Annotated in this window: 25 protein-coding genes and 1 riboswitch; of the genes, 7 read left to right on the top strand and 18 right to left on the bottom strand. The window is 68.8% G+C overall.

From position 1 onward, the window contains the following. Positions 1–106: 106 nt before the first annotated feature. Together QH168_RS05620 and QH168_RS05615 are read right to left on the bottom strand one after the other, a co-directional pair. Positions 107–1,231 (bottom strand): zinc-dependent metalloprotease, encoded by a 1,125-nt coding sequence (locus QH168_RS05620; RefSeq protein WP_280233367.1) that lies wholly within the window; start codon positions 1,229–1,231, stop codon positions 107–109. 14 nt (positions 1,232–1,245) lie between these two features. After that, positions 1,246–2,703, bottom strand: coding sequence for a D-alanyl-D-alanine carboxypeptidase/D-alanyl-D-alanine-endopeptidase (locus QH168_RS05615; protein ID WP_280233420.1), 1,458 nt, complete (start codon positions 2,701–2,703; stop codon positions 1,246–1,248). A 207-nt stretch (positions 2,704–2,910) separates the two neighbouring features. On the opposite strand from QH168_RS05615, the gene QH168_RS05610 reads away from it, so the two are divergent. Next, on the top strand, positions 2,911–3,402 hold the full coding sequence (locus QH168_RS05610; protein ID WP_280233366.1) for an inorganic diphosphatase: 492 nt from the start codon (positions 2,911–2,913) through the stop codon (positions 3,400–3,402). A gap of 91 nt (positions 3,403–3,493) precedes the next feature. Here QH168_RS05610 and QH168_RS05605 read toward each other — a convergent pair whose 3' ends face one another. Then, positions 3,494–4,315 (bottom strand): crotonase/enoyl-CoA hydratase family protein, encoded by an 822-nt coding sequence (locus QH168_RS05605; RefSeq protein ID WP_280233365.1) that lies wholly within the window; start codon positions 4,313–4,315, stop codon positions 3,494–3,496. A gap of 103 nt (positions 4,316–4,418) precedes the next feature. Between QH168_RS05605 and QH168_RS05600 the strand changes: the two genes are divergently transcribed. Together QH168_RS05600 and QH168_RS05595 are read left to right on the top strand one after the other, a co-directional pair. Continuing rightward, complete coding sequence (locus tag QH168_RS05600) at positions 4,419–4,892, top strand: YbaK/EbsC family protein (RefSeq protein WP_280233364.1); 474 nt, start codon at positions 4,419–4,421, stop codon at positions 4,890–4,892. 346 nt (positions 4,893–5,238) lie between these two features. Beyond that, on the top strand, positions 5,239–5,709 hold the full coding sequence (locus tag QH168_RS05595) for a flavin reductase family protein (protein WP_280233419.1): 471 nt from the start codon (positions 5,239–5,241) through the stop codon (positions 5,707–5,709). Between the two features lie 116 nt (positions 5,710–5,825). On the opposite strand, the gene QH168_RS05590 is transcribed toward QH168_RS05595, so the two are convergent. Continuing rightward, positions 5,826–7,145: an aminotransferase class V-fold PLP-dependent enzyme gene (locus QH168_RS05590; protein ID WP_280233362.1), complete on the bottom strand. Its 1,320-nt coding sequence runs from the start codon at positions 7,143–7,145 to the stop codon at positions 5,826–5,828. Between the two features lie 46 nt (positions 7,146–7,191). Further along, a riboswitch (SAM riboswitch) is annotated at positions 7,192–7,305 on the bottom strand. Positions 7,306–7,509: 204 nt separating this feature from the next. Between QH168_RS05590 and QH168_RS05585 the strand changes: the two genes are divergently transcribed. Continuing rightward, positions 7,510–11,439 (top strand): Pls/PosA family non-ribosomal peptide synthetase, encoded by a 3,930-nt coding sequence (locus tag QH168_RS05585; protein ID WP_280233418.1) that lies wholly within the window; start codon positions 7,510–7,512, stop codon positions 11,437–11,439. Further along, positions 11,439–12,785, top strand: coding sequence for a M1 family metallopeptidase (locus QH168_RS05580; protein WP_280233361.1), 1,347 nt, complete (start codon positions 11,439–11,441; stop codon positions 12,783–12,785). The genes QH168_RS05585 and QH168_RS05580 overlap by 1 nt, the downstream gene beginning before the upstream one ends. A gap of 17 nt (positions 12,786–12,802) precedes the next feature. Here the strand turns inward: QH168_RS05580 and QH168_RS05575 are convergent, their stop codons facing one another. After that, on the bottom strand, positions 12,803–12,991 hold the full coding sequence (locus QH168_RS05575; RefSeq protein WP_280233360.1) for a hypothetical protein: 189 nt from the start codon (positions 12,989–12,991) through the stop codon (positions 12,803–12,805). A gap of 107 nt (positions 12,992–13,098) precedes the next feature. Further along, on the bottom strand, positions 13,099–13,548 hold the full coding sequence (locus tag QH168_RS05570) for a DUF2752 domain-containing protein (RefSeq protein ID WP_280233359.1): 450 nt from the start codon (positions 13,546–13,548) through the stop codon (positions 13,099–13,101). A 138-nt stretch (positions 13,549–13,686) separates the two neighbouring features. On the opposite strand from QH168_RS05570, the gene QH168_RS05565 reads away from it, so the two are divergent. Both QH168_RS05565 and QH168_RS05560 read left to right on the top strand, forming a co-directional pair. After that, positions 13,687–13,998: a hypothetical protein gene (locus QH168_RS05565; RefSeq protein ID WP_280233357.1), complete on the top strand. Its 312-nt coding sequence runs from the start codon at positions 13,687–13,689 to the stop codon at positions 13,996–13,998. Positions 13,999–14,242: 244 nt separating this feature from the next. Beyond that, the gene (locus QH168_RS05560; RefSeq protein WP_280233356.1) at positions 14,243–15,295 is read left to right on the top strand and encodes an alpha/beta fold hydrolase; all 1,053 of its coding nucleotides are present in this window, start codon (positions 14,243–14,245) and stop codon (positions 15,293–15,295) included. Positions 15,296–15,367: 72 nt separating this feature from the next. Here the strand turns inward: QH168_RS05560 and QH168_RS05555 are convergent, their stop codons facing one another. From QH168_RS05555 to QH168_RS05505, 12 genes are read right to left on the bottom strand one after another with little or no spacing between them, the layout of a single operon-like run. Further along, positions 15,368–16,126, bottom strand: a complete 759-nt coding sequence (locus tag QH168_RS05555) for a DUF6390 family protein (protein ID WP_280233355.1) — start codon at positions 16,124–16,126, stop codon at positions 15,368–15,370. A 23-nt stretch (positions 16,127–16,149) separates the two neighbouring features. Further along, complete coding sequence (gene hypE, locus QH168_RS05550; protein ID WP_280233354.1) at positions 16,150–17,229, bottom strand: hydrogenase expression/formation protein HypE; 1,080 nt, start codon at positions 17,227–17,229, stop codon at positions 16,150–16,152. After that, a complete protein-coding gene (gene hypD, locus QH168_RS05545; RefSeq protein WP_280233353.1) occupies positions 17,222–18,334 on the bottom strand; it encodes a hydrogenase formation protein HypD in 1,113 nt (370 codons plus the stop codon). The genes hypE and hypD overlap by 8 nt, the downstream gene beginning before the upstream one ends. Then, on the bottom strand, positions 18,331–18,651 hold the full coding sequence (locus QH168_RS05540; RefSeq protein WP_280233352.1) for a HypC/HybG/HupF family hydrogenase formation chaperone: 321 nt from the start codon (positions 18,649–18,651) through the stop codon (positions 18,331–18,333). Before QH168_RS05540 ends, hypD begins: the two co-directional genes overlap by 4 nt. A gap of 18 nt (positions 18,652–18,669) precedes the next feature. After that, entirely contained in the window at positions 18,670–20,991 is a 2,322-nt protein-coding gene (gene hypF / locus QH168_RS05535) for a carbamoyltransferase HypF (RefSeq protein ID WP_280233351.1), read from the bottom strand. Further along, positions 20,988–21,230 carry a HypC/HybG/HupF family hydrogenase formation chaperone gene (locus QH168_RS05530; protein WP_280233350.1) on the bottom strand — a complete coding sequence of 81 codons (243 nt, stop codon included), beginning with the start codon at positions 21,228–21,230 and terminating at the stop codon, positions 20,988–20,990. Before QH168_RS05530 ends, hypF begins: the two co-directional genes overlap by 4 nt. A 2-nt stretch (positions 21,231–21,232) precedes the next feature. After that, positions 21,233–21,691 carry a hydrogenase maturation protease gene (locus tag QH168_RS05525; protein ID WP_280233349.1) on the bottom strand — a complete coding sequence of 153 codons (459 nt, stop codon included), beginning with the start codon at positions 21,689–21,691 and terminating at the stop codon, positions 21,233–21,235. A gap of 24 nt (positions 21,692–21,715) precedes the next feature. Beyond that, a complete protein-coding gene (locus QH168_RS27675; RefSeq protein WP_432421039.1) occupies positions 21,716–21,835 on the bottom strand; it encodes a DUF6893 family small protein in 120 nt (39 codons plus the stop codon). A gap of 26 nt (positions 21,836–21,861) precedes the next feature. After that, complete coding sequence (locus QH168_RS05520; RefSeq protein ID WP_280233348.1) at positions 21,862–23,199, bottom strand: hypothetical protein; 1,338 nt, start codon at positions 23,197–23,199, stop codon at positions 21,862–21,864. Further along, entirely contained in the window at positions 23,196–23,846 is a 651-nt protein-coding gene (locus QH168_RS05515; protein WP_280233347.1) for a DUF6084 family protein, read from the bottom strand. The genes QH168_RS05520 and QH168_RS05515 overlap by 4 nt, the downstream gene beginning before the upstream one ends. Next, positions 23,843–24,469: a DUF5947 family protein gene (locus QH168_RS05510; protein WP_280233345.1), complete on the bottom strand. Its 627-nt coding sequence runs from the start codon at positions 24,467–24,469 to the stop codon at positions 23,843–23,845. The genes QH168_RS05515 and QH168_RS05510 overlap by 4 nt, the downstream gene beginning before the upstream one ends. Then, positions 24,466–25,365 carry a NifU family protein gene (locus QH168_RS05505; protein ID WP_280233344.1) on the bottom strand — a complete coding sequence of 300 codons (900 nt, stop codon included), beginning with the start codon at positions 25,363–25,365 and terminating at the stop codon, positions 24,466–24,468. The genes QH168_RS05510 and QH168_RS05505 overlap by 4 nt, the downstream gene beginning before the upstream one ends. Positions 25,366–25,388: the final 23 nt, after the last annotated feature.

The following is a 25,388-nucleotide window of genomic DNA, read 5'->3' as shown; positions in this document are numbered from 1 at the left end:
CGCAGTTCGAGTACGGCCGGTGTCTCCGGTAGACGTTTCGGCTCGGCTGCCGAGCCTGGCGCGGGCCTGGCGCACGTGGCTTCCGGGTGTCCGGGCGGGTGGGGTGTCATCCCAGGACGCGGGTGATCCACCGTTGCGGGTCTTCGATCTCGTCCGGGCGGGGCAGGGTGTCGGCATCGGTCCAGACGGTGTTGAAACGTTGCATGCCCACGGCGCCGACGACATGGTCGACGAAGGCTTTCCCGCGCACATACTGTGCGACCTTCGCGTCGACGCCGAGCAGGGCCCGCAGCAGTCGCTGCACCGGGTTGGTCGGACGTTTGCGGCGCTGGTCGAAGGCGGCGCGGATCTGTTCGACGGTCGGGATGACCGATGGGCCGACCGCGTCCATCACATGGTCGGCGTGCCCCTCGAGCAGGGTGCCGAGCATCAGCAGCCGGTCCAGCGCCTCGCGTTGCGGTGCGGGCTGGGTGGCCCGCAGCAGGCCGACCACACCGCGGGCGGCCGGATCGTCGGGGGTGCCGTTGCGGCGGCGCTCACGCACCTCGGAGACGAGCCGGGCGAGCATATCGGCCATCGGTTCGTCACCGACCTCGCCGAGCACGTCCACGTTCGTGCGCATGTACTCGGCCAGCCACGGCGCGGAGGAGAACTGCACTCGGTGGGTCACCTCGTGCAGGCATACCCAGAAACGGAAATCGCTCGGCTGTACGCCGAGCGCACGCTCGACCGACATGATGTTGGGCGCGACCAGCAGCAGTGTGCCGTCGCGGCCGGTGAACGGATCGTACTGACCGAGAATCGCGGTGGACAGGAACGCCAGCATGGCCCCGGCCTGCACACCGGCCGGTTTACCCGCGAACACCCCGCGGCCCTCGTCGACCCCGGTGCCGGTGAGCTGCGCCATGGAGTCGGCGGCCGCACCGATCCAACCGGGCCGGTCGACGATGCGCGCCTGCGGCACCGGCTGATCGTCGAGCAGTCCGGTGACCTCACGGACCGGGGATTCGGCGCGCACCGAGGCGTGGGCCAGCTCGGTGACCACCTGTTCGGCGGAATACCTGCTGGTCCGCGGCCCGGACGGGACGAGAGCCGCGCCGGTGCGGGCGGCGAGGCGCCAGTCGACGGTGGCCGACAGGCGGCTACGCGGACTCGCCTCGTCGACGGTGTCTACGGCGCCACCGGCCGGTTCGACCGGGCCGGTATCGCCGGGGCGTTGTTCGGTCGTCATAGGTCACCCACCCGTCAGGAGCATCCGCAATTGCGCAGCGTGGCCGCGATGGCGTCCAGTGCGGGCCTGCTCACCTCCGGCGGCCGATCACTCGACATCAACGCGAAGGTCAGTACCCGGCCATCGCTGTCGAGCACATATCCGACCAACGTGCTCGCCACCGACAGAGTTCCGGTCTTGGCCCGCACCCATCCGGCGCCGTCCCGATCGCGCACCACATAGCGGGCGGCCAACGAGCCGGTGGCACCGGCCACGGGCAGATCGTCGAGCAGCGGTGCGAGGGTCGCGGACAGGTCGGGTTCGTCGTCGGCGGACTTACCGGTGGACGCGCCGGGCCGCACGATCGAACCCGGCCGCAGGCTCGGCGCACCGGTCGGGCTCGGCTGTTCGGCGACCTCGTCATCGCGCGCCGCGGTCGCCAGGATCCGGTCCAGGATCTGCGCCGGAATGCGGTCGTCGACGGAGAGTCCGCTGGTGTCGTGCATGGTCACGCCGGTCAGATCGAAGCCGGCCCGCTCGAGTGTCGCCCGTACCGCGGCGGCCGCGCCAGCGAAGGAGGCCGGACCGCCGGTGGCCAGCGCGATCTCCCGGCCGATGGTTTCGGCGAGCACATTGTCGGAGTGCACCATCATGGCGTGCAGCCGCTGCCCCAGCGGCGCCGAGGACACGCTCGCGATCTGCTTGGCGCCCGCCGACGCAGTCCCCGGCCGCACCTGTTCCGGATCGAGGCCGAGTTCGGCGGCCAGCCTGCGCCCGACATCGAGCCCCGGGGTGGTGCTGCGCGGCGCGTACTCGACCAGCGGATCGAGCCTGCCGCCGTCGAGCATCACCGGGTCGATCGGCGCGATGGAACCGCCGGGAATATCGATCGGTTCCCAGCCCTGCGCCATGGTCGGGCCCGAATAGCGCGAGGTGTCGACCACGATGGAATCGATCGGGATCTGCGCCGACCGGATCTGGTCCACCAGATCCGACAACTTCGGCCCATCGGGGTAGTAGCCCTTGCCATCCGGTTGCGCGGTGAGCGTCGGATCACCGCCGCCGACCAGCACGATCTCCCCCGGCGCAGCACCGGCGACGACCGTGGTCTCGACCCGCTGATTCTCGGGCAAGGTCAGCAGCGCGGCCGCCGTCGTCAGGATCTTGGCGGTCGAGGACGGGACCATCGGTTTGGCCGCCTCCGCGCTCCACAGCACCGTCCCGGTATCGGCGTCGGTCACCGAACCGGCGAAACCGCCCAGATCCGGGTTCGACACCACCGGCGCCAACGCCGCCGCCAACCCGGCCGTACTCGGCACGGGCGCGTCGTCGGGTGCGGGCGCGACGCCGGGGAACGGCCGGACCGGTACCGGCGGCTCGGCGATGGTCAGCCCACCGTGACGGAACTCCTCGGTCCACGGCTGCACCGTCACCACGACACCGGTGGCGACCGCGAGCAGCACCACCAGTGTGGTGATCACTCCGATCCACATCCGGCGCCGTCGCCGCGAGGCCAGCCCACCGATGTTCTTACCGCCTCGACCCACCACGTTGTCCGCCGTCTCCTCACACCCGCCACATCCGCTTGGCCCAGACTATCCTCGTTCGGCTACCGTTCCCCCGAACGACCTGGCGCGTCGGCGGCCGTCGGCCCGCCGGACAGCCGCAGCACACCAGAGGCAACGGAAGAAGGAGTTGGCGTGGAGTTCGACGTCACCATCGAGATCCCCAAGGGTTCGCGTAACAAGTACGAGGTCGACCACGAGACCGGTCGGGTCCGGCTCGACCGTTTCCTCTACACCTCCATGGTGTACCCCGCCGACTACGGCTACATCGAGAACACCCTCGGCGAAGACGGTGATCCGCTGGACGCGCTGATCCTGCTGCCCGATTCGGTGTTCCCCGGCGTCATCGTCGAGGCCCGCCCGGTCGCCATGTACAAGATGACCGACGAGGCCGGTGGCGACGACAAGGTGCTGTGTGTCCCGGCCGGTGACCCGCGCTGGGATCACATCCAGGACCTGAAGGACGTGCCGGAGTTCGAGCTGGCCGCGATCAAGCACTTCTTCGAGCGCTACAAGGATCTCGAGCCCGGCAAGTACGTCAAGGGTTCGGAATGGGTCGGCCGCGCCGAGGCCGAGGCCGAGGTGGAAGCCTCCATCCAGCGCCTGAAGGACCAGGGCGGCCACTGAGCATCGCCGCGCGCTGACGACTGTCGGCGCAACCACGAGCGGCATATCACCGGGTCCCCGGTGATATGCCGCTCGGCGTTCGTGGGGCTGGTCAGCGGCCCTTGAACTGCGGGGGGCGCTTTTCGAAGACCGCCTGGATGGCTTCGGTGAGGTCTTCGGAGGGGAGGAAGGCCGCGTTCCAGGCCGATACGTAGCGCAGGCCCTCAGCTACCTCGGAGGCGTTGCGCTGGTGCAGGACGTCCTTGACGCCCTGCACCACCAGCGGCGGGTTGGCGGCGATCTCGCTGGCGGTGGCATGGGCGGCGTCGAGCGCCGCCTGCTGATCGGCGAACACCTCGTTGACCAGGCCGATCTTCTCCGCGCGCGCGGCGTCGATGTCCTTGCCGGTGTAGGCGAGTTCCCGCAGCTGGCCCTCGCCGATGATGGCGGGCAGGCGGTGCAGCGAACCGATATCGGCGACGATGGCGACCTTGGCCTCACGCAGGCTGAACTTGGCCTCGGCGCTGGCGTAGCGGATGTCGACGGCGGCGATCAGATCGAGGCCGCCGCCGATGCACCAGCCGGAGACCGCGGCGATGACGGGCTTGCGGCATTCGGCGACCGCGGTGACCGCGGCTTGCATACGGCGGATCTCGTCCAGGAAGCCGGTGCGCGGGGCGGCCAGCGCCCTGTCGGCGAGCAGCGGGCCGAAGGTGCCGCTCATCGCGGGCAGGTCGAGGCCGTAGGAGAAGTGCTTACCGGAACCGGTCAGCACGACCGCGCGGACTTCCGGGTCGGCGTCGAGGGCGGCGAAGATCTCCGGGAGTTCGCGCCAGAAATCCGGGCCCATGGCATTGCCCTTACCCGGACCGGTCAGGGTGACCCGCGCGACGTGGTCGGTGGTTTCGACGGTGAAAGCCTGCCATTCAGTCATCTGTACAGCGTATACACGCCGATCACGGCGTCGATACCGTGTGGGATAGAACCTGTTATCACTGAACCGGCGCCGCGGAACGTGTTCGCACTACCCTGGATTCATGCGCAGGTCACTTCCTCCGGTCGCCTGCCGGGTCGCAGACACCCTGATCGCCCGCGGCCACCACGGCGTCATCGTCACCCATCAGGATCGCCCCACCGCGGCCCCCGCCGCCGCCCGGGTTCTCGGCGTCGATATCGGCGCGATCGCGCAAGCCCGGCTGTTCCTCCTCGATGACGACCCGGTGCTGCTGCTCGTCTCCGGCGAACACGAGGTCGACCTGGACCGCACCGGCGAACGTATGGAAGGCACCCTCACCCCGGCCCCCGACGATCTCGTGCTCGAGGTCACCGGCCACCCCCTCGACGCCGTCGCCCCCGTCGGGCATCCCACCAACATCCCCACCTGGGTCGACACCGCCCTGTCCCGCCACCGCGAACTGTGGGCCGCTGGCGGACACCCGGATGCGGTGTTCCGCACAACGTTTCGTGAACTGGTGCGCATCACGGCGGGCCTGCCGATCGACGTGGATTGATCGCGCCGGGCCATTGTGCATGGCCGCCGCCGCGTGACGCCGCCGCCACAAACCCTGGCAACGCGCCGCCGCGGCGGGCCCGCAAGACCCTGGTGGCACGCGGCTCACAAAACCCTGGTGGCACGCTGCCGAAGCGCGCCTCGCCGAGCACCGGCGGTGAACAGCCCGGACAGGCGCCGTCGAGCCAGCCCGGCGCTACCGAACGCAACCCGCGAACACGCCGCGACGACCGAGCGGCACAATCGACACGGTGACCGACGCGCAACCTGAACCGACAGCACCGGAGGCGGGGCTGCGGGTGCCCGATGATCTGAGCGGGATCACCGCCGAGCAGTACCGCGCGTCCATGCGGCACTATCCGTCGGGAGTCACGGTGGTGACACTGTGTTCGCCGAACGGGCCGGTCGGGTTCACCGCGACCTCCTTCGCATCGTTATCGCTGGAACCGCCGCTGGTGTCGTTCAATATCGCGCACACCTCGTCGAGCCTGGACGCGATGAACGACGCGGATTCGGTGGTGATCCATTTCCTGGGTGAACATCAGCGCCATATCGCCCAGCGTTTTGCCCGCAGCGCCGGGGAGCGGTTCACCGACCGGTCGCTGTGGACCACGCTCGATACCGGTGAGCCGGTGCTGCACGGCACCCCGATCTGGCTGCGCACCACGGTCGAGCAGCGTATTCCGATCGGCGATCACACCTTCGTCGTCGGCCGGGTGACCCGCGTGCACGATGCCACCGAGGAGAAGCCTGCGGCGGCGCCGCTGCTCTATCACAACGGTCGCTACTACCGGCCGACTCCGCTCGACGAAGACTGACGAAACCCCGGCCGCGGCCCGGACCGATCCGATGACGGCGTCACCTGGGGGACGCGTCCGTAGCTACTGCGCCGACGTTGTTGGCCGGGTATGCCGCCAGCGGCCGAGACGAGCGTTCAGCCGATGAGGCAGGGAGCCGCGCCCACACCATCGACGCCGGTGAACGGCCTGGTTTCCGGGCTCGGATTCCAGAGGCCGTCGGTGCACGTGTAGTTCCATGACGGGCCGTCGTGCACCAGAGTGGCGACCGCGGCGATCAGCCGATCCACCTCCGTGGAACTGGTACCCAACCCGATGCTCGCCCGCAGCGCACCGTCGACGCCGAGCCGGTTCAGCAGCGGATGCGCGCAGAACCGGCCGTCACGTACGCCGATGCCGTGTTCGGCGGACAGGTACGCCGCGACTTCACCCGGCGCGAATCCGTCCAGCGTGAAGGCCACGATGCCGACGGTATCGGGGCTGTCGGACCAGATACGCAGCAATCGGACGCCGGGAATGGCGCACAGACCGTCCCGCAGCCGGTCTGCCAACAGCCGCTCATGCGCGATCGCCCGCTCCGCATCGATCTCGGCCAGCGCCTCGCAGGCCGCCGCCAATGCCGCGACGCCGAGCACATTCGGCGATCCGGCCTCGTGCCGCTGGGGCGCGGGCGCCCAGTCGACGCCATCGACCCGCACCGCGCGCACCGCACCGCCTCCGGCCAGATACGGCGGCGCCGCGTCCAGCCAGTCCCGATTGCCGACGAGCACACCGGCGCCGAACGGCGCGTACAGCTTGTGTCCGGACAAGGCCAGGTAGTCGATACCGCATTCGCGCAGGCTGATTCGACGATGCGGCGCGAGTTGTGCGGCGTCGACGAGGATGCGGGCGCCGCACTGATGGGCGATCTCGGCCAACCGCGCCAACGGCAGCACCTCGCCGGTCACATTGGAGGCGCCGGTGACCGCAAGCAGCGCAGCGGGTTTCGCGCAGAGTTCGGCGACGACGCGCCGCACGGTCTCCTCGATCGTGTCGGCCGCCCGCACCACACGCCTGCCGCGCTGTTCCCAGGCCAGGAAATTGGCGTGATGTTCGACATCGAGCACCACGGTGTCGCCGGGAACGCAGGCGGCGAGCAGGTTCAGCGAATCGGTGGTGTTGCGGGTGAAGACCACCACCTGGTCGTCGGTCGCGTCGAGGAAGCGGGCCACCGAACCACGGGCCGCCTCATAGCATTCGGTGGAGATCCGGGAGGCGTATCCGGCGCCGCGGTGCACGCTGGCGTAGTAGGGCAGCAGGCGCTGCACCCGGTCGGTGACCTGCGCGAGCGCCGGTGCGCTCGCGGCGTAGTCGAGATTGGCGTACGTGCAGGTCCCGCCCTGTACCAGCGGGACCTGGAGGTCGTCGCCGGAGACCCGGGCGAGAGCGGCACAGGTCTGATCGAACACAGCAGTCATCACGTCATCCCATCGACTGAGGGACTCGCGAAAAGGGGAATCGTCGAGTCCGCGCTTGCCGCGCCCGGTCGGGCTGCGGCCCGGTCGTCACCCGGAGCACCCCACCGCGGAGGAGGGTTGCCGACCAGCTAGCCGGGGCTTGACGCTGGCACTCATGACCTGATCAGAGGCTGACAGACCGGCCACGCTGCTGTCAACCCGGTTACCGCTGCGGGTACCGTTGACAACTGGTCACCAGGGCATTCGCCGTTTGCCCATTGGTAACCCTCGTATGAAACAACCGTCTTCGAGAATTAGTTGGGTGAGGCCGTACCGCCGAACATGGTTACTGCCGGACAGTGCTGAGGAAGGTGGGCCGGACGTGATGCTCCAGCCGCAGATCGATACCGATGGTTCGGTCCGGGAGCTCGATCCACTGCGCCGCTCGAACCTCGCCCCACCTGCGCGAACGCTCACCGATATCCTCGCCGAGACCGCGCGCGCCCACCCGGACGCACCGGCCATCGACGACGGCCACACCGCACTCACCTATACCGAACTGCTGGCCGAGATCGAGGTCGCGGTCCAGCGTCTCGGCGCGGCCGGTGTGCGCCGCGGCGACCGGGTCGGGGTGCGGATGCCGTCGGGCACCCGTGAGCTGTACGTCACGATTCTGGCGGTGCTGCACGCGGGTGCGGCCTATGTTCCGGTCGACGCCGACGACCCGGACGAACGGGCGCGCTTGGTGTTCGGTGAGGCGAAGGTCACCGCGATCGTGACGGCTTCGGGTATCGAGCCGACCGAGTACGCACAGCGCACCTCAGCATCCGATGAGCAATCCGATGGTCCGGCATCGCCGACCCCTGCCGACGACGCCTGGATCATTTTCACCTCCGGCTCCACCGGCACCCCGAAAGGTGTTGCGGTGACCCATCGCAATGCCGCCGCGCTGGTCGACGCCGAGGCACGCATGTTCCTGCGGGACGCTCCGATCGGCCCCGGCGACCGCGTGCTGGCCGGACTGTCGGTGGCCTTCGACGCCTCCTGTGAGGAGATGTGGCTGGCCTGGCGGCACGGCGGTTGCCTGGTTCCGGCGCCCCGCGCGCTGGTGCGCACCGGCGCCGATCTCGGCCCGTGGCTGGTGCGCCATGAGATCAGCGTCGTATCGACGGTGCCGACACTGGCCGCGACCTGGCCCGCCGAGGCGCTCGAACCGGTGCGGCTGCTCATCTTCGGTGGTGAGGCGGTGCCTCCGGAGCTGGCCGAACGTCTGGCGGGCGATCCGGATGCCGAGCGCGAGGTGTGGAATACCTACGGTCCCACCGAGGCCACGGTCGTCGCGTGCGCGGCACTGCTGGACGGGAATTGGCCGGTGCGCATCGGATTGCCGCTCGACGGCTGGGATCTGGCGGTTGTCGACCCGGCCGGTAATCCGGTCGGTGAGGGCGAATCCGGTGAGCTGGTGATCGGTGGCGTCGGCCTGGCCCGCTACCTCGACCCGGCCAAGGACGCCGAGAAGTACGCGCCGCTGCCCTCGCTCGGCTGGCAACGGGCCTACCGCAGTGGCGATCTGGTGCGTAACGACAGTGCCGGGCTGGTCTTCATCGGCCGCGCCGACGATCAGGTCAAGGTGGGTGGCCGCCGGATCGAACTGGGCGAACTCGACAACGCCCTGCAACATCTGCCCGGTGTGAGCGGTGCGGCGGCCGCCGTGCGCACCACCGGGGCCGGAACGCAGATCCTGGTGGGCTACCTCACCGGCACCCCGCCCGATTACGACGTCAAGGCCGCCCGCGCGCTGCTCGCCGAACAGCTGCCCGCACCGCTGGTTCCGCGCCTGGTCGTGGTTCCCGAACTGCCCACCCGCACCTCGGGCAAGGTCGATCGCGACGCCCTGCCCTGGCCGGTGGCGGGCACCGATCAGAACGTCGATCACGGGCTCACCGGCACCGCGGCCTGGGTGGCGCAGCTGTGGACCTCGATCCTCGGCGCCGAAATCACCGGCGCCGATGCCGATTTCTTCGATCTCGGCGGCGGATCACTGTCGGCCGCCCAGTTGGTGACGGCGCTGCGCGAACGGTATCCGCGGATCGCTGTCGCCGATCTGTACGACCATCCCCGGCTCGGCGCGCTCGCCGAACTGCTGGACGACACCGCACCGGCGGCCGCCGTCGTCGAGCGCACCGTCCGGCCGACCCCGCTGTCGGCGCAGTGCGCACAGGTGCTCGCCACCATCCCGCTGACCACCCTCACCGGTCTGCAATGGCTGACCTGGCTCGCCATCGTCGGCAATATCGCGAGCCGGGCGGGTGCGCTGCCCTGGCTGCCGCAGCTGTCGTGGTGGTGGACGCTGCTGTTGTTCATCGTGTTCATCACCCCGCTCGGGCGGATGAGCATCTGTATCGTCGGCGCCAGGCTGCTGCTGCGCGGTGTGGAACCCGGCAGCTATCCGCGCGGCGGTTCGGTGCATCTGCGGTTGTGGGCGGCGGTGCGGCTGTCGGAGGCCAGCGGCGCGGAGAACCTCTCCGGTGCACCGTGGATGGTGCCGTTCGCGCGGGCGCTCGGCGCGAAGATCGGCAAGGGCGTCGACCTGCACACCCTGCCGCCGGTGACCGGCATGCTCGAACTCGGCGACGGGTGCAGTGTCGAACCCGAGGTGGATCTGTCCGGATATTGGATCGATGGCGATGTCGTCCATATCGGGCCGATCGTGATCGGTCGCGGGGCGGTGGTCGGTGCGCGCTCGATCCTGCTGCCCGGCACCAAGATCGGCCGCGGCGCCGAGATCGCGGCGGGTTCGGCGGTCGCCGGGAAGGTCAAACCGGATCAGGAGTGGGCGGGTTCACCCGCGGTGAAGGTCGGCAAGGCCAGGCACCGCTGGCCCGCCGACACCCCGAAGCGTGCGGTGCACTGGGTGGCGGCGTTCGCGCTCAGCTCGATGGGGTTGGCCGCGATGCCGATCTTCGGGCTGGCCGCCGGTGGCGCGCTCATCGTCTGGTCGATCCGCGACACCACCACCATCGCGGGCGCGCTCGGCCGCGGACTGCTCGTCCTGCCCGTGGCCACCCTCCTGAGCCTGCTGGTCTACGCGGTGGCGACGGTGATCGCGGTGCGCATGCTCAGCATCGGTCTCACCGAGGGTTATCACCCGGTCCGCAGCCGGGTCGGCTGGCAGGTGTGGGCTACCGAACGCCTGCTCGACGGCGCGCGCAACTTCCTGTTCCCGCTGTACGCCAGCCTGCTCACACCGATCTGGTTGCGGCTGCTCGGCGCCAGGATCGGCAAACGGGTCGAGGCATCGACGGTGTTGCTGCTGCCGAAGTTCACCACCGTCGCCGACGGCGCGTTCCTGGCCGACGACACCATGATCGCCGGATATGAACTCGGCGGCGGCTGGCTGCGCATCGGCGAGGCGAAGGTCGGCAAACGCGCGTTCCTCGGCAACTCCGGGATGACCGCGCCCGGCCGACGGGTGCCGAAGAACGGCCTTGTCGCGGTGCTGTCGGCCGCACCGAGCAAGGCCAAGGCCGGTTCGTCCTGGCTCGGCAGTCCGCCGGTGCGGCTGCGGCGCGCCACCGAAACCACCGATACCGAGCGCACTTTCGATCCACCGCTGCGGTTGCGGGTGTTCCGGGCCGTGGTGGAGACCTGCCGCCTGCTGCCGGTGCTGGTGACATTCGCGATCGGGCTCGGCGTGCTGTTCGCCCTCGCCTGGTTGGCGCAGGCCATCGGCTATCCGGGCGCGGCGCTGCTGTCCGGTGTGGTGCTCATGGTCGCTGGCGCGGTGGCCTGCGCGAGCGCGGTGACCGCGAAATGGTTGCTGATCGGCCGGATCGGCGCGGAGGAGCATCCGCTGTGGAGTTCGTTCGTCTGGCGCAACGAGGTCTCCGACAGCTTCGTCGAGACCGTCGCCGCGCCGTGGTTCGCGCGCGCCGCGACGGGTACCCCGGTACTGAATCTGTGGCTGCGCGGCCTCGGCGCCCGTATCGGTCGCGGGGTATGGTGCGAGTCCTATTGGCTACCGGAGGCGGATTTGGTGACGCTCGGTGACGGCGCGACCGTGGAACGTGGCTGCGTGGTGCAGACCCATCTGTTCCACGATCGGATCATGTCCATGGATACCGTCACCCTCGGCGCGGGTGCCACGCTCGGCCCGCACTGCGTCGCCCTGCCCGCCGCCACCATCGGCGCGGGCGCGACCATCGGACCGGCTTCGCTGGTGATGCGTGGCGATACCGTCCCGCCGTCGACGCGCTGGTGGGGTAATCCGATCGCGCCGTGGGCCACCGCCACCGACCCGGGAGCCGCCCGCTGATGGGAGCCAAGTTCTACGACGCTCCCATCGACGAGTACCTGCCGCAGAACGGCAACCGGGGCTATCGGGTCTCACGGTACGAACTAGAGCTGATCTACAAGGTCGCCGCCAACCGGCTGGCGGGCCGCGCCGAGATCACCGCGGTCGCCACCGAGGTGCGGCCGCGTTTCGCCTTCGATCTGTCGCAGGCGTTATCGGTGTCGAAGGTGTTGGTCAACGGCGGCAAGGTAGCCAAGTACAGCCATCAGCAGGGCAAGCTCGTCATCACACCGCAGCAGCGGATTCCGGCGGGTGGGCTGCTCTCGGTGACCGTGCAGTATGCCGGGACACCGCGGCCGGTCCGCGGTCCGTGGGGTGAGGTCGGCTGGGAAGAACTCACCGACGGCGCCCTCGTCGCCAGCCAGCCCAACGGCGCCGCCTCCTGGTTCCCGTGCGACGACCATCCGAGTTCCAAGGCCAGCTACCGCATTTCGATCACCACCGATACGCCCTACCACGCGCTGGCCAATGGCACCCTGCTGCGCAAACAGACCAAGGCGAGCCAGACCACCTGGGTGTACGAGCAGTCCGAACCGATGTCGAGCTATCTGGCGACCATTCAGATCGGCCAGTACCGCCGACATCGCATCGGTCCGCAGCGCTCGCTGCCCATGTACGCACTGGTGCCCGCGCGGCTGCGTGGCGCCTTCGACCACGATTTCGCCAGACAGCCACGGATGCTCGAGGTGTTCACCGAGAAGTTCGGGCCGTACCCGTTCGAGGCGTACACGGTGGTCGTCACCGATGACGAGCTGGAGATACCGATCGAGGCCCAGGGCATCTCGATCTTCGGCGCCAACCATTGCGATGGCCGCCGCGGCGCGGAACGTCTGGTCGCCCATGAACTCGCGCACCAGTGGTTCGGCAACAGCCTGACCATCCGGCAGTGGCGCGATATCTGGTTGCACGAGGGTTTCGCCTGTTACGCGGAGTGGATCTGGTCCGAGGAATCCGGCGGGCCGACCGCCGATCAGCTGGCGAGGGCGGCCCGGCACAATCTGGCGCGTCAACCGCAGGACATCATCGTCGGCGATCCCGGACCGACGAACATGTTCGACGACCGGGTCTACAAGCGCGGCGCGCTGTGCCTGCATTCGTTGCGGCTCGAACTCGGTGATTCGGCGTTCTTCCGGCTGCTGCGGGAGTGGACGGTGCGCTACCGGCACGCATCGGTGACCACCGAGGAGTTCACCGATCTGGCCGGGCACTACAGCATGGTGCCGTTACGCCCACTGTGGGACAGCTGGCTGCTGAACGCGCCGCTACCGCAGTTGCCGCCGTCGGGCGGGATATCGACCGGCGCCTGAACCGTGGCCCGGCGGGGTCAGAAGACGAGATAGCGGGCGGCGAGTTCTTCCACCAGCGGATCGTCATCGGCGACGCTGTCGAGTGCGTCCAGATCGGTTTCCACCGAGATCAGCCTCGGATCGTCCTGCTCGGTATCGGCGGGTCCGTCTTCGGCCAGCTGACGCAGCAGTTTGGCGCGTACCCGCGCCTTCAGTGAGTCGACCATGTGCGGTGTCCTTTCCGGCCGATGCGCTACCTCCAGCTTGCCCCGTTGCGCGCTCCGCTCGGTTCTTCGCCCCCGTGAGGGTCATCGGCGACACCACCGCCCGCTGGTCAGACGGGTGTCAGCCAGGTGCCCACCGGGGTATTGCGCACCACCGTGAATATCGCGAGGAAGCCGAAGATCGACCACATGGTGAGGCCGTTGATGCCGAGGTTCCGCATCGGCTTACCCCGCCAGGCGCGGATGGCCCAGTCACCGACCCACAGCGCGAACAGGATGAGCAATGGCAGCGCGAGGAGGTTGCTGTGCAGCGAATCCAGCAGCTGGCCATTCGTGAGGTTGTGTACCGCGCGCATACCACCGCAGCCGGGGCAGTACACCCCGAGCAGCGCGTACACCGGACAGATCCCCCACGATCCCTCCACATGCGGGTCACGCAGATGCACCGCCGCCACCGCGACGACGCCCGCCCCGGCGATCGCCGCGGGCAGCGCGACACCGCGCCATCGGGTACTCGGCGGCTTCCCGGCCGTGATCGGCCCGGGCTGTGTGATATCCACAGTTGTTCACGGTAGCCGGGACCGCGTTGGCACCGCCATCGCGCATGGTGCGCTATACCACGGCCACCCGATCGCAGCAGGTAACGACATGGTCTAACTCGTTCCGCCGTGATGTCCCGGCCCGTAAGCTCTCTCAGCGTGGACGCCGCTGGTGTCACCGGGCTCGACGAGTTCGGGGACCGGCCGCCGCGCAAGCTCGAATTCGGGCATGTGGGCCGCTGGTACGCCCCCGATGATGATGCCGTCCTCGATCCGGGCACCGGCCCGCGTGGCGAACGTTCGGTCGCCGTCGAAATAGATCCCGGCGATGGCTCCTCCGTCGTGGTGTTCGTACGCGCCCCCAGCGGCCACGATGTCCCCGCCGGCTTTCGCGCCGACGATCAGGTGTGCCTCGTGGTGCCGGACGTGGTAGCCGAACTCGGCTTGCTCAGCACCCCGATCACCGCCTGACCTGCCGCGCGTCGACGTCGTCCGACGACAGTGCGCGCCGATCCGGCTCGCCTCCCGAAAACTCCGGCAAACTTTCGGCATACTTTGCCCAGATTTCGGGCATTTTCCAGGTAACGGCATTACGCACCGGACCGACACCCGGTGTAGCGCACCGTCGCGGTATTTGTTTCCGATATGAGGCGCTTGCACTTGCAAGCACCCCAGCTTGCATTTACCGTGACGGGAGACACAAAGGAGTGCTCTGATGCTGGTGAAGTCGATGAAGACGCTGGCGCAGGTCCGCCACGGCGCCCTGACCGCCCCCTTTCGCGCCGGACTGCGGTCGCGCACCTTCGACACGGCGTCCTTGAACGCGCCGACCGCACCCCATGAGGTCATCCCGGTCACCACCGTCGACGGCGCCCGCCTGCGGGTGCACGCCTACGGCCCCGCCGACGGCGAGGTCATCGTGCTGGTGCACGGCTGGAGTTGCAGCATCGAGTACTGGAATCCGCAGATCAACGCCTTCGCCGATACGCACCGGGTGGTCTGTTACGACCAGCGCGGCCACGGCGAGAGCCAGGCGGGCACGCTCCCGCCCTCCGCCGACACCATGGCCGACGATCTGGCCGCGGTCCTCGACGCCACGCTCCGCCCCGGCAAGCAGGCGGTCCTCGTCGGCCACAGCATGGGCGGCATCACCCTGCAAGCCTGGGCCGCCAGGCACCCGGATCAGGTCATCCGCCGCGCCAAAGCCGCTGTGCTGCTGAACACCACCTCCGGCAATATTCGGTACGACACGGATCTGCTGCCGCTGCTCAACAAACCGCTCATGGTGGCCGAGCGCCCCGTGACGGTCTTCGGTGCGGGTGTGCGGATGCCCATCGCCATCGCCGAAACCCTGCTCACCGCGCCCGTACCGATTCCCGGCGGTTGGCCCGCCCGCGCGGTACTCAAGGCGCGCATCATGTCGCCCGATGCCACCGCCGACCAGGTCGAATTCGCACTCGGTGTGGTCCGGTCGTGCCGTCCGCTCGCGCGCGGCAAGCATGCTGCCGCACTCGCCGACCTCGAGCTGGGCGAGGCCGCCGCCGCACTCGCCGTTCCGACAACGGTCATCGCGGGTAGCCGCGACAATCTGCTGCCCGAGCGCATGTCGCGCATCATCGCCGACACCCTCGACCGCGCGGGCAATCTGGCCGGGTATCACGTCTGGCCCACCGGACATCTCACCAATATCGAAGCGGCCGACCGGTTCAACGACGAACTGGCTCGGATCATCCGCCGCACCGGCCTGCGCGCAAGCGCCGCGGGCTGAGCGGAGGTTCGCCGAGCCCGGTCAACGTCGCCCGGACTCGGTGAATCCGTACCGCCGCTTTCTATTGCGGCTTCACTCGGCCTGCTCGCGCGACAGGCGGCGGTTCGTCCAGTCCAGCTGCCGGGCCGTGCTCGCGCTCAGGTCGGCGGCCTGACGCGGGGTCAACCGCGCGCACAAGCGATCCCAATGCAGTGAGACGACCTCGCCCGGCCGGACATCGGGCACGGCCGAATAGCCGTCGATGGTCACCGCGATCCGGCGCTCGGTCGGCTCCGCCAGCCGCAGCCGGTGGCCGTCCCAGCCGAGTCCGCGGCTGCGCACCACGATCTCGGGCCCCTCGCGCGCGACGATCAGACCGCAGGTGATCCGGCAGCTGTCGAGCACCCGCACGGCGGTGGCGCCGGTCCCGACCCGGAGCAATCGCGTCCACGGATAGATGCCGAAGACGTGGAAGCAGTGGTCGGGCGCGGCTTCCTCGGCGAGGTCATCGGTCAGATGGTTCCAATAGTGCCCGGCCAGCGGTTCGATCACGGCCATGAGCTCGGCCGCGAAGGCCGTGCGATCCAGCGTCGCGCCGATTCCGCCGCCGAGCCAATACGATTCGACCAATCGAGCGTCGAGCGGATCGGCGATGCCGGTCATCCGTGACAGCACCCGCAGATACGGCCAGGCCCCGGTGAAGCGGACCGCCGCGGCCCGCACCTCGGCGGGCGATCCGTCACGCAGACGACCGGGCTCGGGTGGCCCGCAGTAGCCGAGGGCATTGGGCGCGTACGCGTATCGCGCGAACATGCCGACGCCACCGCCCGGCGCCCGGTACGCGTCCACCATCCTCGGCTCCGTCACCGCGAGGCTCAGCAGATCCGCGGAAGTTGTTCTCCGGCAGGCAGGTCCACTACGCGGGTACCGCCCAGTGCGGTACGGGCCACCACCATTCCCGGATGATCGGTCACACAGTGCCCGATGGCCTCGGCGTGCACCCCGAGCGGATGCGCGCGCATCGCCTCCAGCACCCGATCCGCGTCCTCGGCGGCGACGAAGGCCACCAGTTTGCCTTCATTCGCGACGTAGAGCGGGTCGAGGCCGAGCAGCCCGCAGGCATCACGCACGCCCGCCGGGATCGGGATCTTCCGCTCGTCCAGTACCACCCCGACCTGCGCGGATCTGGCGATCTCGTTCAGACTCGCGGCCACGCCGCCACGGGTCGGGTCGCGCAGGACATGCACCTGCGCGCCGGTGGCGAGCATGGCGGCGACCAGACCGTGCAGCGGCGCGGTATCGCTGCACACCGTGGTCCCGAACTCGAGTCCGGCGCGGCAGGACAGCACCGCGACACCATGCACACCGATCTCACCGCTGACCAGCACCACATCACCGGCCCGCGCAAGTTCCGGCCGGATATCCACCCCGGCGTCCAGGACACCGATACCCGCGGTGTTCACATAGACACCGTCGCCGTGCCCGGCGTCGACCACCTTGGTGTCACCGGTCACCAGTTTCACGTCCGCGCCGAGCGCCGCCGTGCCCATGGCTCCGGCGATCGCCGCGATCGACGCCAATGGTGTGCCTTCTTCCAGGATGAACGCCGTCGACAGCACCATGGGCCGCGCACCGGACATCGCCAGATCGTTGACCGTCCCGTTGACCGCCAGCTCCCCGATCGAACCGCCGGGGAAGGTCATCGGTTTCACCACGAACGAATCGGTGGTGAAGGCCAAGCGCGCACCGGCGAGGGTGAGCACGGCCGAATCGCCGAGCCCCGGTGCGGCCGCGGCGCCGAACGCGGGCAGGAACAGATGCTCGATCAACTCGCCCGACATCGCACCGCCACCGCCGTGCCCCATGACGATATTCGGCGAATCGCGCAGCGGCATCGGGCAGACCCAGTTCTCGAAGTCGATGCCCGCCGCCGTGGTCTCGGTGGATTCAGGCATGAGCCACCTCCGCGGGGAGATCGAGCCGCCGGTACAGGTAGTACGCCGCGCACGCGCCCTCCGACGACACCATGGTGGCGCCCAGCGGATTTCGTGGCGTGCACTGTTTGCCGAACGCGGCGCATTCGTGCGGTTTGATCAGGCCCTGCAATACCTCACCGGAGCGGCAGACCGAGGACTCCGAGGTGTGCAGATTCTGCACCGAGAACCGATGCTCGGCATCGTATTCGCGATAGCGGGGCGAGAGTCGCCACCCGCTGCCCGGAATCACTCCGATTCCGCGCCAGGCCCGATCGGTGAGTTCGAAGACGTCGGCGAGCATGTCCTTGGCGGCGGGATTGCCGTCGGCGGACACCGCGCGCCGGTAGGCATTGTCCAATTCATGACGGCCCTGTTCGAGCTGGAGCACGGTGCGCCGGATGCCTTCGAGAATGTCGAGCGGTTCGAATCCGGTGACGACCACCGGCACGTGGTATTTCTCCGCCAGCGGCGGGTATTCACCGGTCCCCATCACCGTGCACACATGCCCGGCGGCCAGGAAGCCCTGCACCCGGCAGCTCGGCGATTCCATGATCGCCGAAATCGCCGGCGGTACCAGCACATGCGAGACCAGCAGCGAGAAGTTCTTTATCCCGAGCCGTTTCGCCTGATAGACCGTCATCGCATTGGCGGGCGCCGTGGTCTCGAAGCCGATACCGAAGAACACCACCTGCCGGTCGGGGTTGGCGCGCGCCACCTCGAGCGCGTCCAGCGGCGAGTACACCACCCGCACGTCGCCACCCTGACTCTTGATCCGGAACAGGTCCTGCGAGCTGCCGGGGACGCGCAGCATATCGCCGAAGGAACAGAAGATCACCTCCGGTTGCGCGGCGATCTCGAGCGCCTTGTCGATCACCTCGAGCGGCGTCACGCAGACCGGGCAGCCCGGTCCGTGGATCATCTCGATCTGGTCGGGCAGCAGCTGGTCGATACCGTGCCGGATGATCGAATGTGTCTGCCCGCCGCAGACTTCCATGATCGCCCAGCGTTTGGTGGTCGAGGCGCGGATACGGTCGAGCAGCTTCCCGGCCAGTTCGGGATTGCTGAATTCATCGAGATACTTCACGAGGTCACCTCCGGGCCTGATCGGGTGGTTTCGGGATTGTCCAGGCCCGATTTCTCGGCCGCGATGGCGAATCCGTCACCGAATTCCTCATCGAGCACACCGAGATGCTCGAACTCGGCCAGCGTCTGGAGTGCGGATTGCTCGTCGAGGCGCTGGATCGCGAACCCGACGTGCACGATGACGTAATCGCCGACCGCCACGTCCGGGATGTATTGCAGGCAGACGTCTTTGTGCACGCCGCCGAAATCGACGACCGACATCGCGGTGCCGTCACGTTCGTGCAGGCTGAGTACCTTTCCTGGAACTGCCAGGCACATGCTCGCCTCTCCTTCCACTCAGCTCGCCGAACCGGCGAGCAGCTGGCCGTACGCGATGCCGCCGTCATTGGGCGGCACCCTGCGATGGCTGATGACCATGAATCCGGCGGCGCGCAGCAGCCGCGTCACGCTGCCGAGTAGCAATGCGTTCTGGAACACCCCGCCCGACAGCGCCACCGGCGTGCCCGGATCGGCGAACCGCCGCGCCAGATCCAGTACCGAGGTGGCGACCGCCGCGTGGAAGCGCGCGCCGATCGTCGCGGGTGATACCCCGGCCCGTAGATCGGCGATGACGGCCGCGAGCACCGGGGCCGGATCAATCCGCACCGGCTCGGCATCCCCCTCCGGCACCGCGAACCGGTAGCCGATCTCACCCGGCTCCGCCGTCCGCGCCAGTCCTTCCCATTCGATCGCGGCCTGTGCCTCGTAATCGACCACATGCCGCACACCGGCCAGTGAGGCGACCGCGTCGAACAGCCGCCCCATGCTGGAGGTGGGTACACAGCCGAGGCCGGTATCGAGCTGATGGGACAGCACATCCCGCTCACGCGGTGGACAGGCCTGGACGCACGGCAGATCCGGCGACCATTCGATTCCGGCGGCCCGCAGATGCGCCAGCGCCATCCGGTAGGGCCGTTCGACGCTGATATCGCCGCCGGCGAGCGGTACATAGCGCAGATGAGCCAGTCTGCGGAATCCCTTGTAACTCGCGGCCAGCACCTCACCGCCCCAGATCGCGGCGTCGGGGCCGAAACCGGTGCCGTCGAAGGCGAATCCGATCACCGTCGCGGCCGGATCGAGACCGTGTTCGCCCATGACGGCGGCGAGATGGGCGTGGTGGTGCTGCACCGAGCGCACCGGTCGCGCACCGGCGTGGCGCACCGCCCATGCGGTGGAGCGGTAGCGCGGATGGGCGTCGGTGATCAGTTGGCCCGGACGCACACCGGTCAGCTCTTCCAGATGCCGTGTGGTGTCGGTGAAGGCGTGCAGGGTGGCCAGATCGTCCATATCGCCGACGTGCTGGCTCAACCAGGCGTAGCGCCCGTCGGCCACCGCACAGGTGTTCTTCAGATCGGCGCCCACCGCCAGCGTCGGCGACACCGGGAACGGGAGCGCGAGCGGCAAGGGGGCATAGCCGCGGGACCGGCGCAGCGGTACCTCGGCCCCGTCGACCATGCGCACCACGGAATCGTCACAGGGCACGAGGATGCGGCGGTCGTGCCAGAGCCTGGCGTCGGCCAGCGCTGTCAGCCGGGCGGCCGCGTCGGCGTCGTCGTGGCAGATCGGTTCGCCACCGAGGTTCCCCGAGGTCATCACCAGAACGCGCGGGCCGGGCGGGTCCCCCGGTAGTCCGAACAGCAGCAGATGCAGCGGTGTGTAGGCGATCAGCACACCCAGGTCGGGGTTTCGCGGTGCGACCGCTGGAGCGGGCGGGCCGATCGTGTCGCCGGGTGGCAGGTCCCGTCGTCCGCTGAGCGGTAGATCCCGGCGTCGAGGTAGCAGCACGATCGGGCGGGCCGGACTGGTCAGCAGTGCGGCCGCGGCGGCATCCACCTCGACAATCTGGCGCGCGGTCGCCAGATCCGGCACCATCACCGCGAAGGGCTTGTCGCCGCGCCGTTTCCGACGACGCAGTTCGGCCACGGCCCGCTCGTCGGTCGCATCGCAGGCCAGGTGATAGCCGCCGATCCCCTTGACCGCGAGAATCCCGCCACCACGCAGCACCTCCCGCGCCGCGTCGATCGGCGGACCGGAACCGGGGCCGGAATAGGACAGGGTGGGACCGCAATCCGGGCAGGCGATCGGCTGCGCATGGAATCGTCGGTCACCCGGATCGGCGTATTCGGCGGCGCAGGCCGCGCACATCGGGAATTCGGCCATCGAGGTGTTCGGCCGGTCGTAGGGCAGGGCGGCGATGATGGTGAAGCGCGGCCCGCAGTTGGTGCAGTTGACGAACGGATGCCGGTATCGGCGGTCGGTCGGATCGCGCAGCTCGGTGGCGCATTCGGCGCAGATGGCGACGTCCGGGGACGCGAGGGTGCGACCGCCGCCGCGGGTGCTGCCACTGATCCGGAACCCGGTGCCACCGCGCGGCGCGATCCCGGTCTGCTCGATCGATTCGACCATCGCCAGCGGCGGCGGATTCGAGCGCAGCCGCCGAACGAACTCGTCGACGCTCGCCTGCGCGCCCTCGATCTCGATGACGACACCGGAGCTGTCATTGCCCACCTGTCCGGCCAGATGCAGTTCGGCGGCCGTGGTGTAGACGAACGGCCGGAAGCCGACGCCCTGCACCACACCGCGCACCAGGACGCGACGCCGGATCCGGTCGGTGTTCACGGCTGTTCTCCCGAACCGAGCAGGCGCAGCCCGCTCATCGCCTCGGCGGCGCCCGCGGCATCGGTCTTCGACACCGCGAATCCCATATGGATGATCACCCAGTCACCCGATCGCACCGGATCGTCCTCGAGCAGGCCGACATTCACCGTGCGCTGTTCACCCGCGACGTCGATCAGCGCGATCTGATCGTGATACCCGTCCACCATGCCGACCACCCGGCCCGGAATCCCGAGACACATGCTCACACCTCCTGCCGGTCGCGTAATTCGGTCAGGACCGCACCGACCGCCGCCACCGCGGGTTCCACCGCCGCGGCGACCGGATCGCTGAGCCCGATGCCCTCGGCGACCGAACGCACCTGACAACCCACGACCACAGTCGGCGGGAGGGCGCCACCGAGCGCCCGCACCGCGGCGAATACGGCGGCGGGATGCATGGCGTGCGCGTCGAGGGCGGGGTCGTCGTCATCGGGTTCGGCGCGGAAGATCTCCAGCTCGCCGGGTGCGCCACGATCAGGAAGGGCATCCACCAGGACCAGCGCGTCCCATTCGTCGAGCAGGTCGTAGGCCAGGTGCATACCGCGAATGCCGTAGTCGGTGACGCGCACCCCCGGATCATCGATCGGCGGCATGCGCTGGGCCACCGCCGACCCGAATCCGTCGTCGCCGAGGAAGATATTGCCGATTCCGGCAATCAGCACGCGCGTAGGATCACCTCGCCTCGTCTACATATGCCTGATTCGCAGATACCGCCGGATATCGGGAATCGAACGCACTCCGACGGCTACCAGCATCACCACGATCACCGCGCCGATGACGGTGCCGATCACTCCTACGATTTCCATGGCCCGCTTCCTTTCCGTGGAGTCCTTCATAGCAACGGACCGTCGAGCGGCTCGACCTCGTCCGGGGCGAAATAGAGATAGCGGCCGTACCATTCGTGCAGCTCGGCCGCCGGATCGTCATCGACGACCACCGCGATGTGCACCTGCCCGTCGACGTCCTCGTGCACCGACGCGACCCGCGCCGTTCGCCCGGTATAGAAGAGGTCCTGTGCGTCGGCCCGCCGCGACGGCCGCAACCGAACCCGGCTGTCCTTGGCCACCCGCACCCCGCCGACCAGTACGGCGTCACTGTCGGGTCGTACCGAGCCGTCGGCCACTGGATCCCACCACGGTGTGTCCGTGTCCAGGTCGGGCAGCACACGCGGTCCGTCGAGACCGGGATCGCGCAGTGTGCCGTGCAGCCGCGCCAGCTCCTCGGGGCTCATGGCCGCACATCGGTCGATGATCTGGGCGGCGCGCGGATCGGTGGCGCGGGCCCGTTCCTTCTCGGCCTCGGTCAGGGTCATCACCCGCAGCGTCAGGATCTCGTCGATCTCGGTCGAATCGAACAGCGGGCCTTCGCTTTCCGGGGCTATTCGCGGGTGGTCGTAGAGGACGATCGGCGAGATCAGTAGTAGGCCGTGCGAACCCTCCGGCCCGGCGAGCACAGGGAAGCAACGGTGCTGAACGCAGTCCGCCGCCGCCTCGGCAGCCGCGGGGGGTGGGTCGAGCAGGGACAGGAAGGCCCCGCCATCGATGTCGGCGATCACATGCGCACCGATGAACGATCGCGCGATGGCGTCGTCCTTGTCGGTGGCCGGATCGCCGAGATTGCGCACCGTGACGGTGATGCGCGCGATATCGCCGACGGGTCGCACCGACAGTTCGAGCTGCCCGGTCAACGGCTGCCGGGTCCGCACCAGCGTGCCCGCCTCCGCGCCGGTGGCCGACGGAATCCGCTCGCGCCGGGTGCCACCCGGTATCTCGAGATCGAAGCTGCCGCCGGTCACCGGTAGCGGACCGACGGTGGTCTCCTGTTCGACGGCCTCGTCCCAGCTGATCCAGGTTCGGCCGTCCACCACCAGCCGCTCGACCGCCTCGCCCATGCCATCGCAGACGGTCCGGCGCTGGAGCTGGAGGAATCGCACCGTCAGGGTGAGGGTGGCCGAGCCGGTGGCATCGACCAGGAATTGCGCCGAGATCTCGGCGTCCTCGCCGAGCCCGGAGGCGGCGGCGTCGCGCGGGCCCAGTACACCGAACTGCCAGCGCGACTGGTTCTTCTGCGAATCGGCCCGATAGGGATAGAGCAGATAGCCCTCGTACAGCACCGCATCGGCCACCGCTCGCGCCTGGGCGCGGGCCCCGTCGCCGACGTCGACGCTCATGTCACCTCTCCCTCCCGCGCGGCCAGCAGTTCGGTGACGGCCTGGTCGTAACCGATCAGGCCGCGGCGGGATTTGTACGCCGACAGCGCGTCCAGCGTCTCCGTCGACAGCCGCACCCAGCCGCTGTCGGGGAAGTGCACGGCCATCAGCTGATCCCAGACCGCGATGGGCATATCGAACTTGTCGTCGCGATCCCACGGCACCTGTTGAATCGCGAAACCGCTTGTGCCCTTGATGAATACCGTCCCGCTGAACAGGAAGATCAGCGGCACCGTGCCCTCGCGCAGTGCGTGCATGTACTTCGATCCGGCGACCTCGAGGTCGTAGGTGCACAGCATGGGCAGATCCACCTCGTATCCGCCGGAGAAGCCGGGAACCATGGTGGCGCAGTGCATCCACAGGAACGAGCGCTGTGTGTCGTGCCAACGCTCACGCTCGCCGAACAGATCGTGCAGTCCGGCGCTCTCGGTATTGCTGTAGGTGCGCCGGTTCGGCTCGATCCGCACCTGCGCGCGCAGGGCGATCGCGTGCACCGGTTCCTCGGCCAGCGCGGCGATACCCACCCGCGCCGACAGCACCGGGGCGACCGAATAGGGTTCCGGGCGGATATCCAGCACGGCGAAGGTGATCGAATGCGCCGGGCTCATCGCGGCTCACCCCCGCCGGCGCGTTCGGTCATCGCGGTGAAGAATTCGTCGATATAGCGGCGTGCGTCCTGGCCGCCGTCGAAACCGCGCCACAGCAGCCGCATCCGGCCGACGAACTCGTAGCAGGCGTCGATCGGTAGCAGCAGGCATCCGCCGCGGCCACCGCGTTCGGGCATGCGGATCAGCAGCGCCTCCACGTCGGCGGCGAGCACATCGAGTTCGGGATGCCGGTACAGCAGGTCCTGCCATTCATCCAGTGGCAGTTCGGATTCGGTGGCACCGGCGGGCCCGGGATAGAACGCCACCGTGCGCCCGAGCGCCGAATTGCGGAAGAAGAACGCCAGGCCCACCGGGATTTCCAGCGCATCCCATTCGGCGGGCGAGATATCGACCTGGGGAAATGCCAGATACCGGTCGGGCACGGCCCGATACCGCAGGGCCGCCTCCGGATCGGTGAACAGCAGATAGCAGCCGCGGCATACGCACAACAGCTGGCGGCCCTCGATATTCACCACATGCTGATGCGGTTCCGGAATCGGTTCCGCGCACATCTCGCAGCGTTGTTCCGTGGGCAACGGCGGGCGGGTGGCGAGCCGACGCAGCACCGAGAACGAGGTGTTCATCCGGCCACCTCCACCGGCACCGCGACCGCGGGCTGTCCATCGCGTATGAGCACCGGCAACGGGTCGAGGTGTCCGTCGCCATCCACCCTGGCCCCGGCGTGCACCACGTCGTAGTGCGCCCGGCAGCGCGGGCAGACCAGAACAGCGTCACCCACCGGATATCCGACGCGACGCTGCACCACCGCACCGGCCAGCGAGTTGTCGCAGTTCGCGCAGTGATCGCGGTAGACGAACAGATCCGTGCCGATCCGGCAGGCCAGCACCGCCAGTCCGGCGACCACGAACCCGCCGACCTCACCGGGAGCCAGCTCTTCCAGCTCGGGCACACTCACCCAGCTACCCGCATGCGACGGCGCCGACCGCACCCGAGTGAACAGCGAATCAGCGGAGAACACATCGCCCGCGGTATCGGGCGCGGCGGCGACCACCTCGATACGTTCGATCTCCGGCGCCGCGGCGCGCACCGCCTCCTCGACGGCCAGTTCCAAGGTCACCGACGACGACGGGCAGCTGCGGCAACTGCCCGCCAGCTCCAGCAGCACCACCCCGGCATCGACCCCCACCAGGGTGACGTCGCCGCCGTGCGATCCGAGATAGGGCCGCACAACGTCGAGCGCGGTCCGCACCCTGGTCTGCACATCATGCGGATGCAAACCGTGCACCAGCAGCAGACTGGCGACGAGATCATCGCCGGTCAGCTCCTCGATCGCGGTGTCGTCGAGTCGTTCGACGATCCGCCGCAATCCCGCGCCGTACAGCTCGACCAGTTCGTGCACCAGCTGCTCGGCGCGCTCACGGGCGGCCGCACCACCCGCCGAGGCGGCGTCGAGCAGGGTCTCGATCCGCTCACCGGCCTCGCGCCAGTGATCGTCGTGGTCTACCGGGCGATCGTTCACCGCACGCCTCCCACCGATCGGTG

This window comes from Nocardia cyriacigeorgica, from assembly GCF_029868385.1.
GTDB classification, from domain to species: domain Bacteria; phylum Actinomycetota; class Actinomycetes; order Mycobacteriales; family Mycobacteriaceae; genus Nocardia; species Nocardia cyriacigeorgica_F.
Note: the sequence above shows the minus strand (reverse complement) of the source record. Positions and strands in the feature narration are given on the sequence as shown.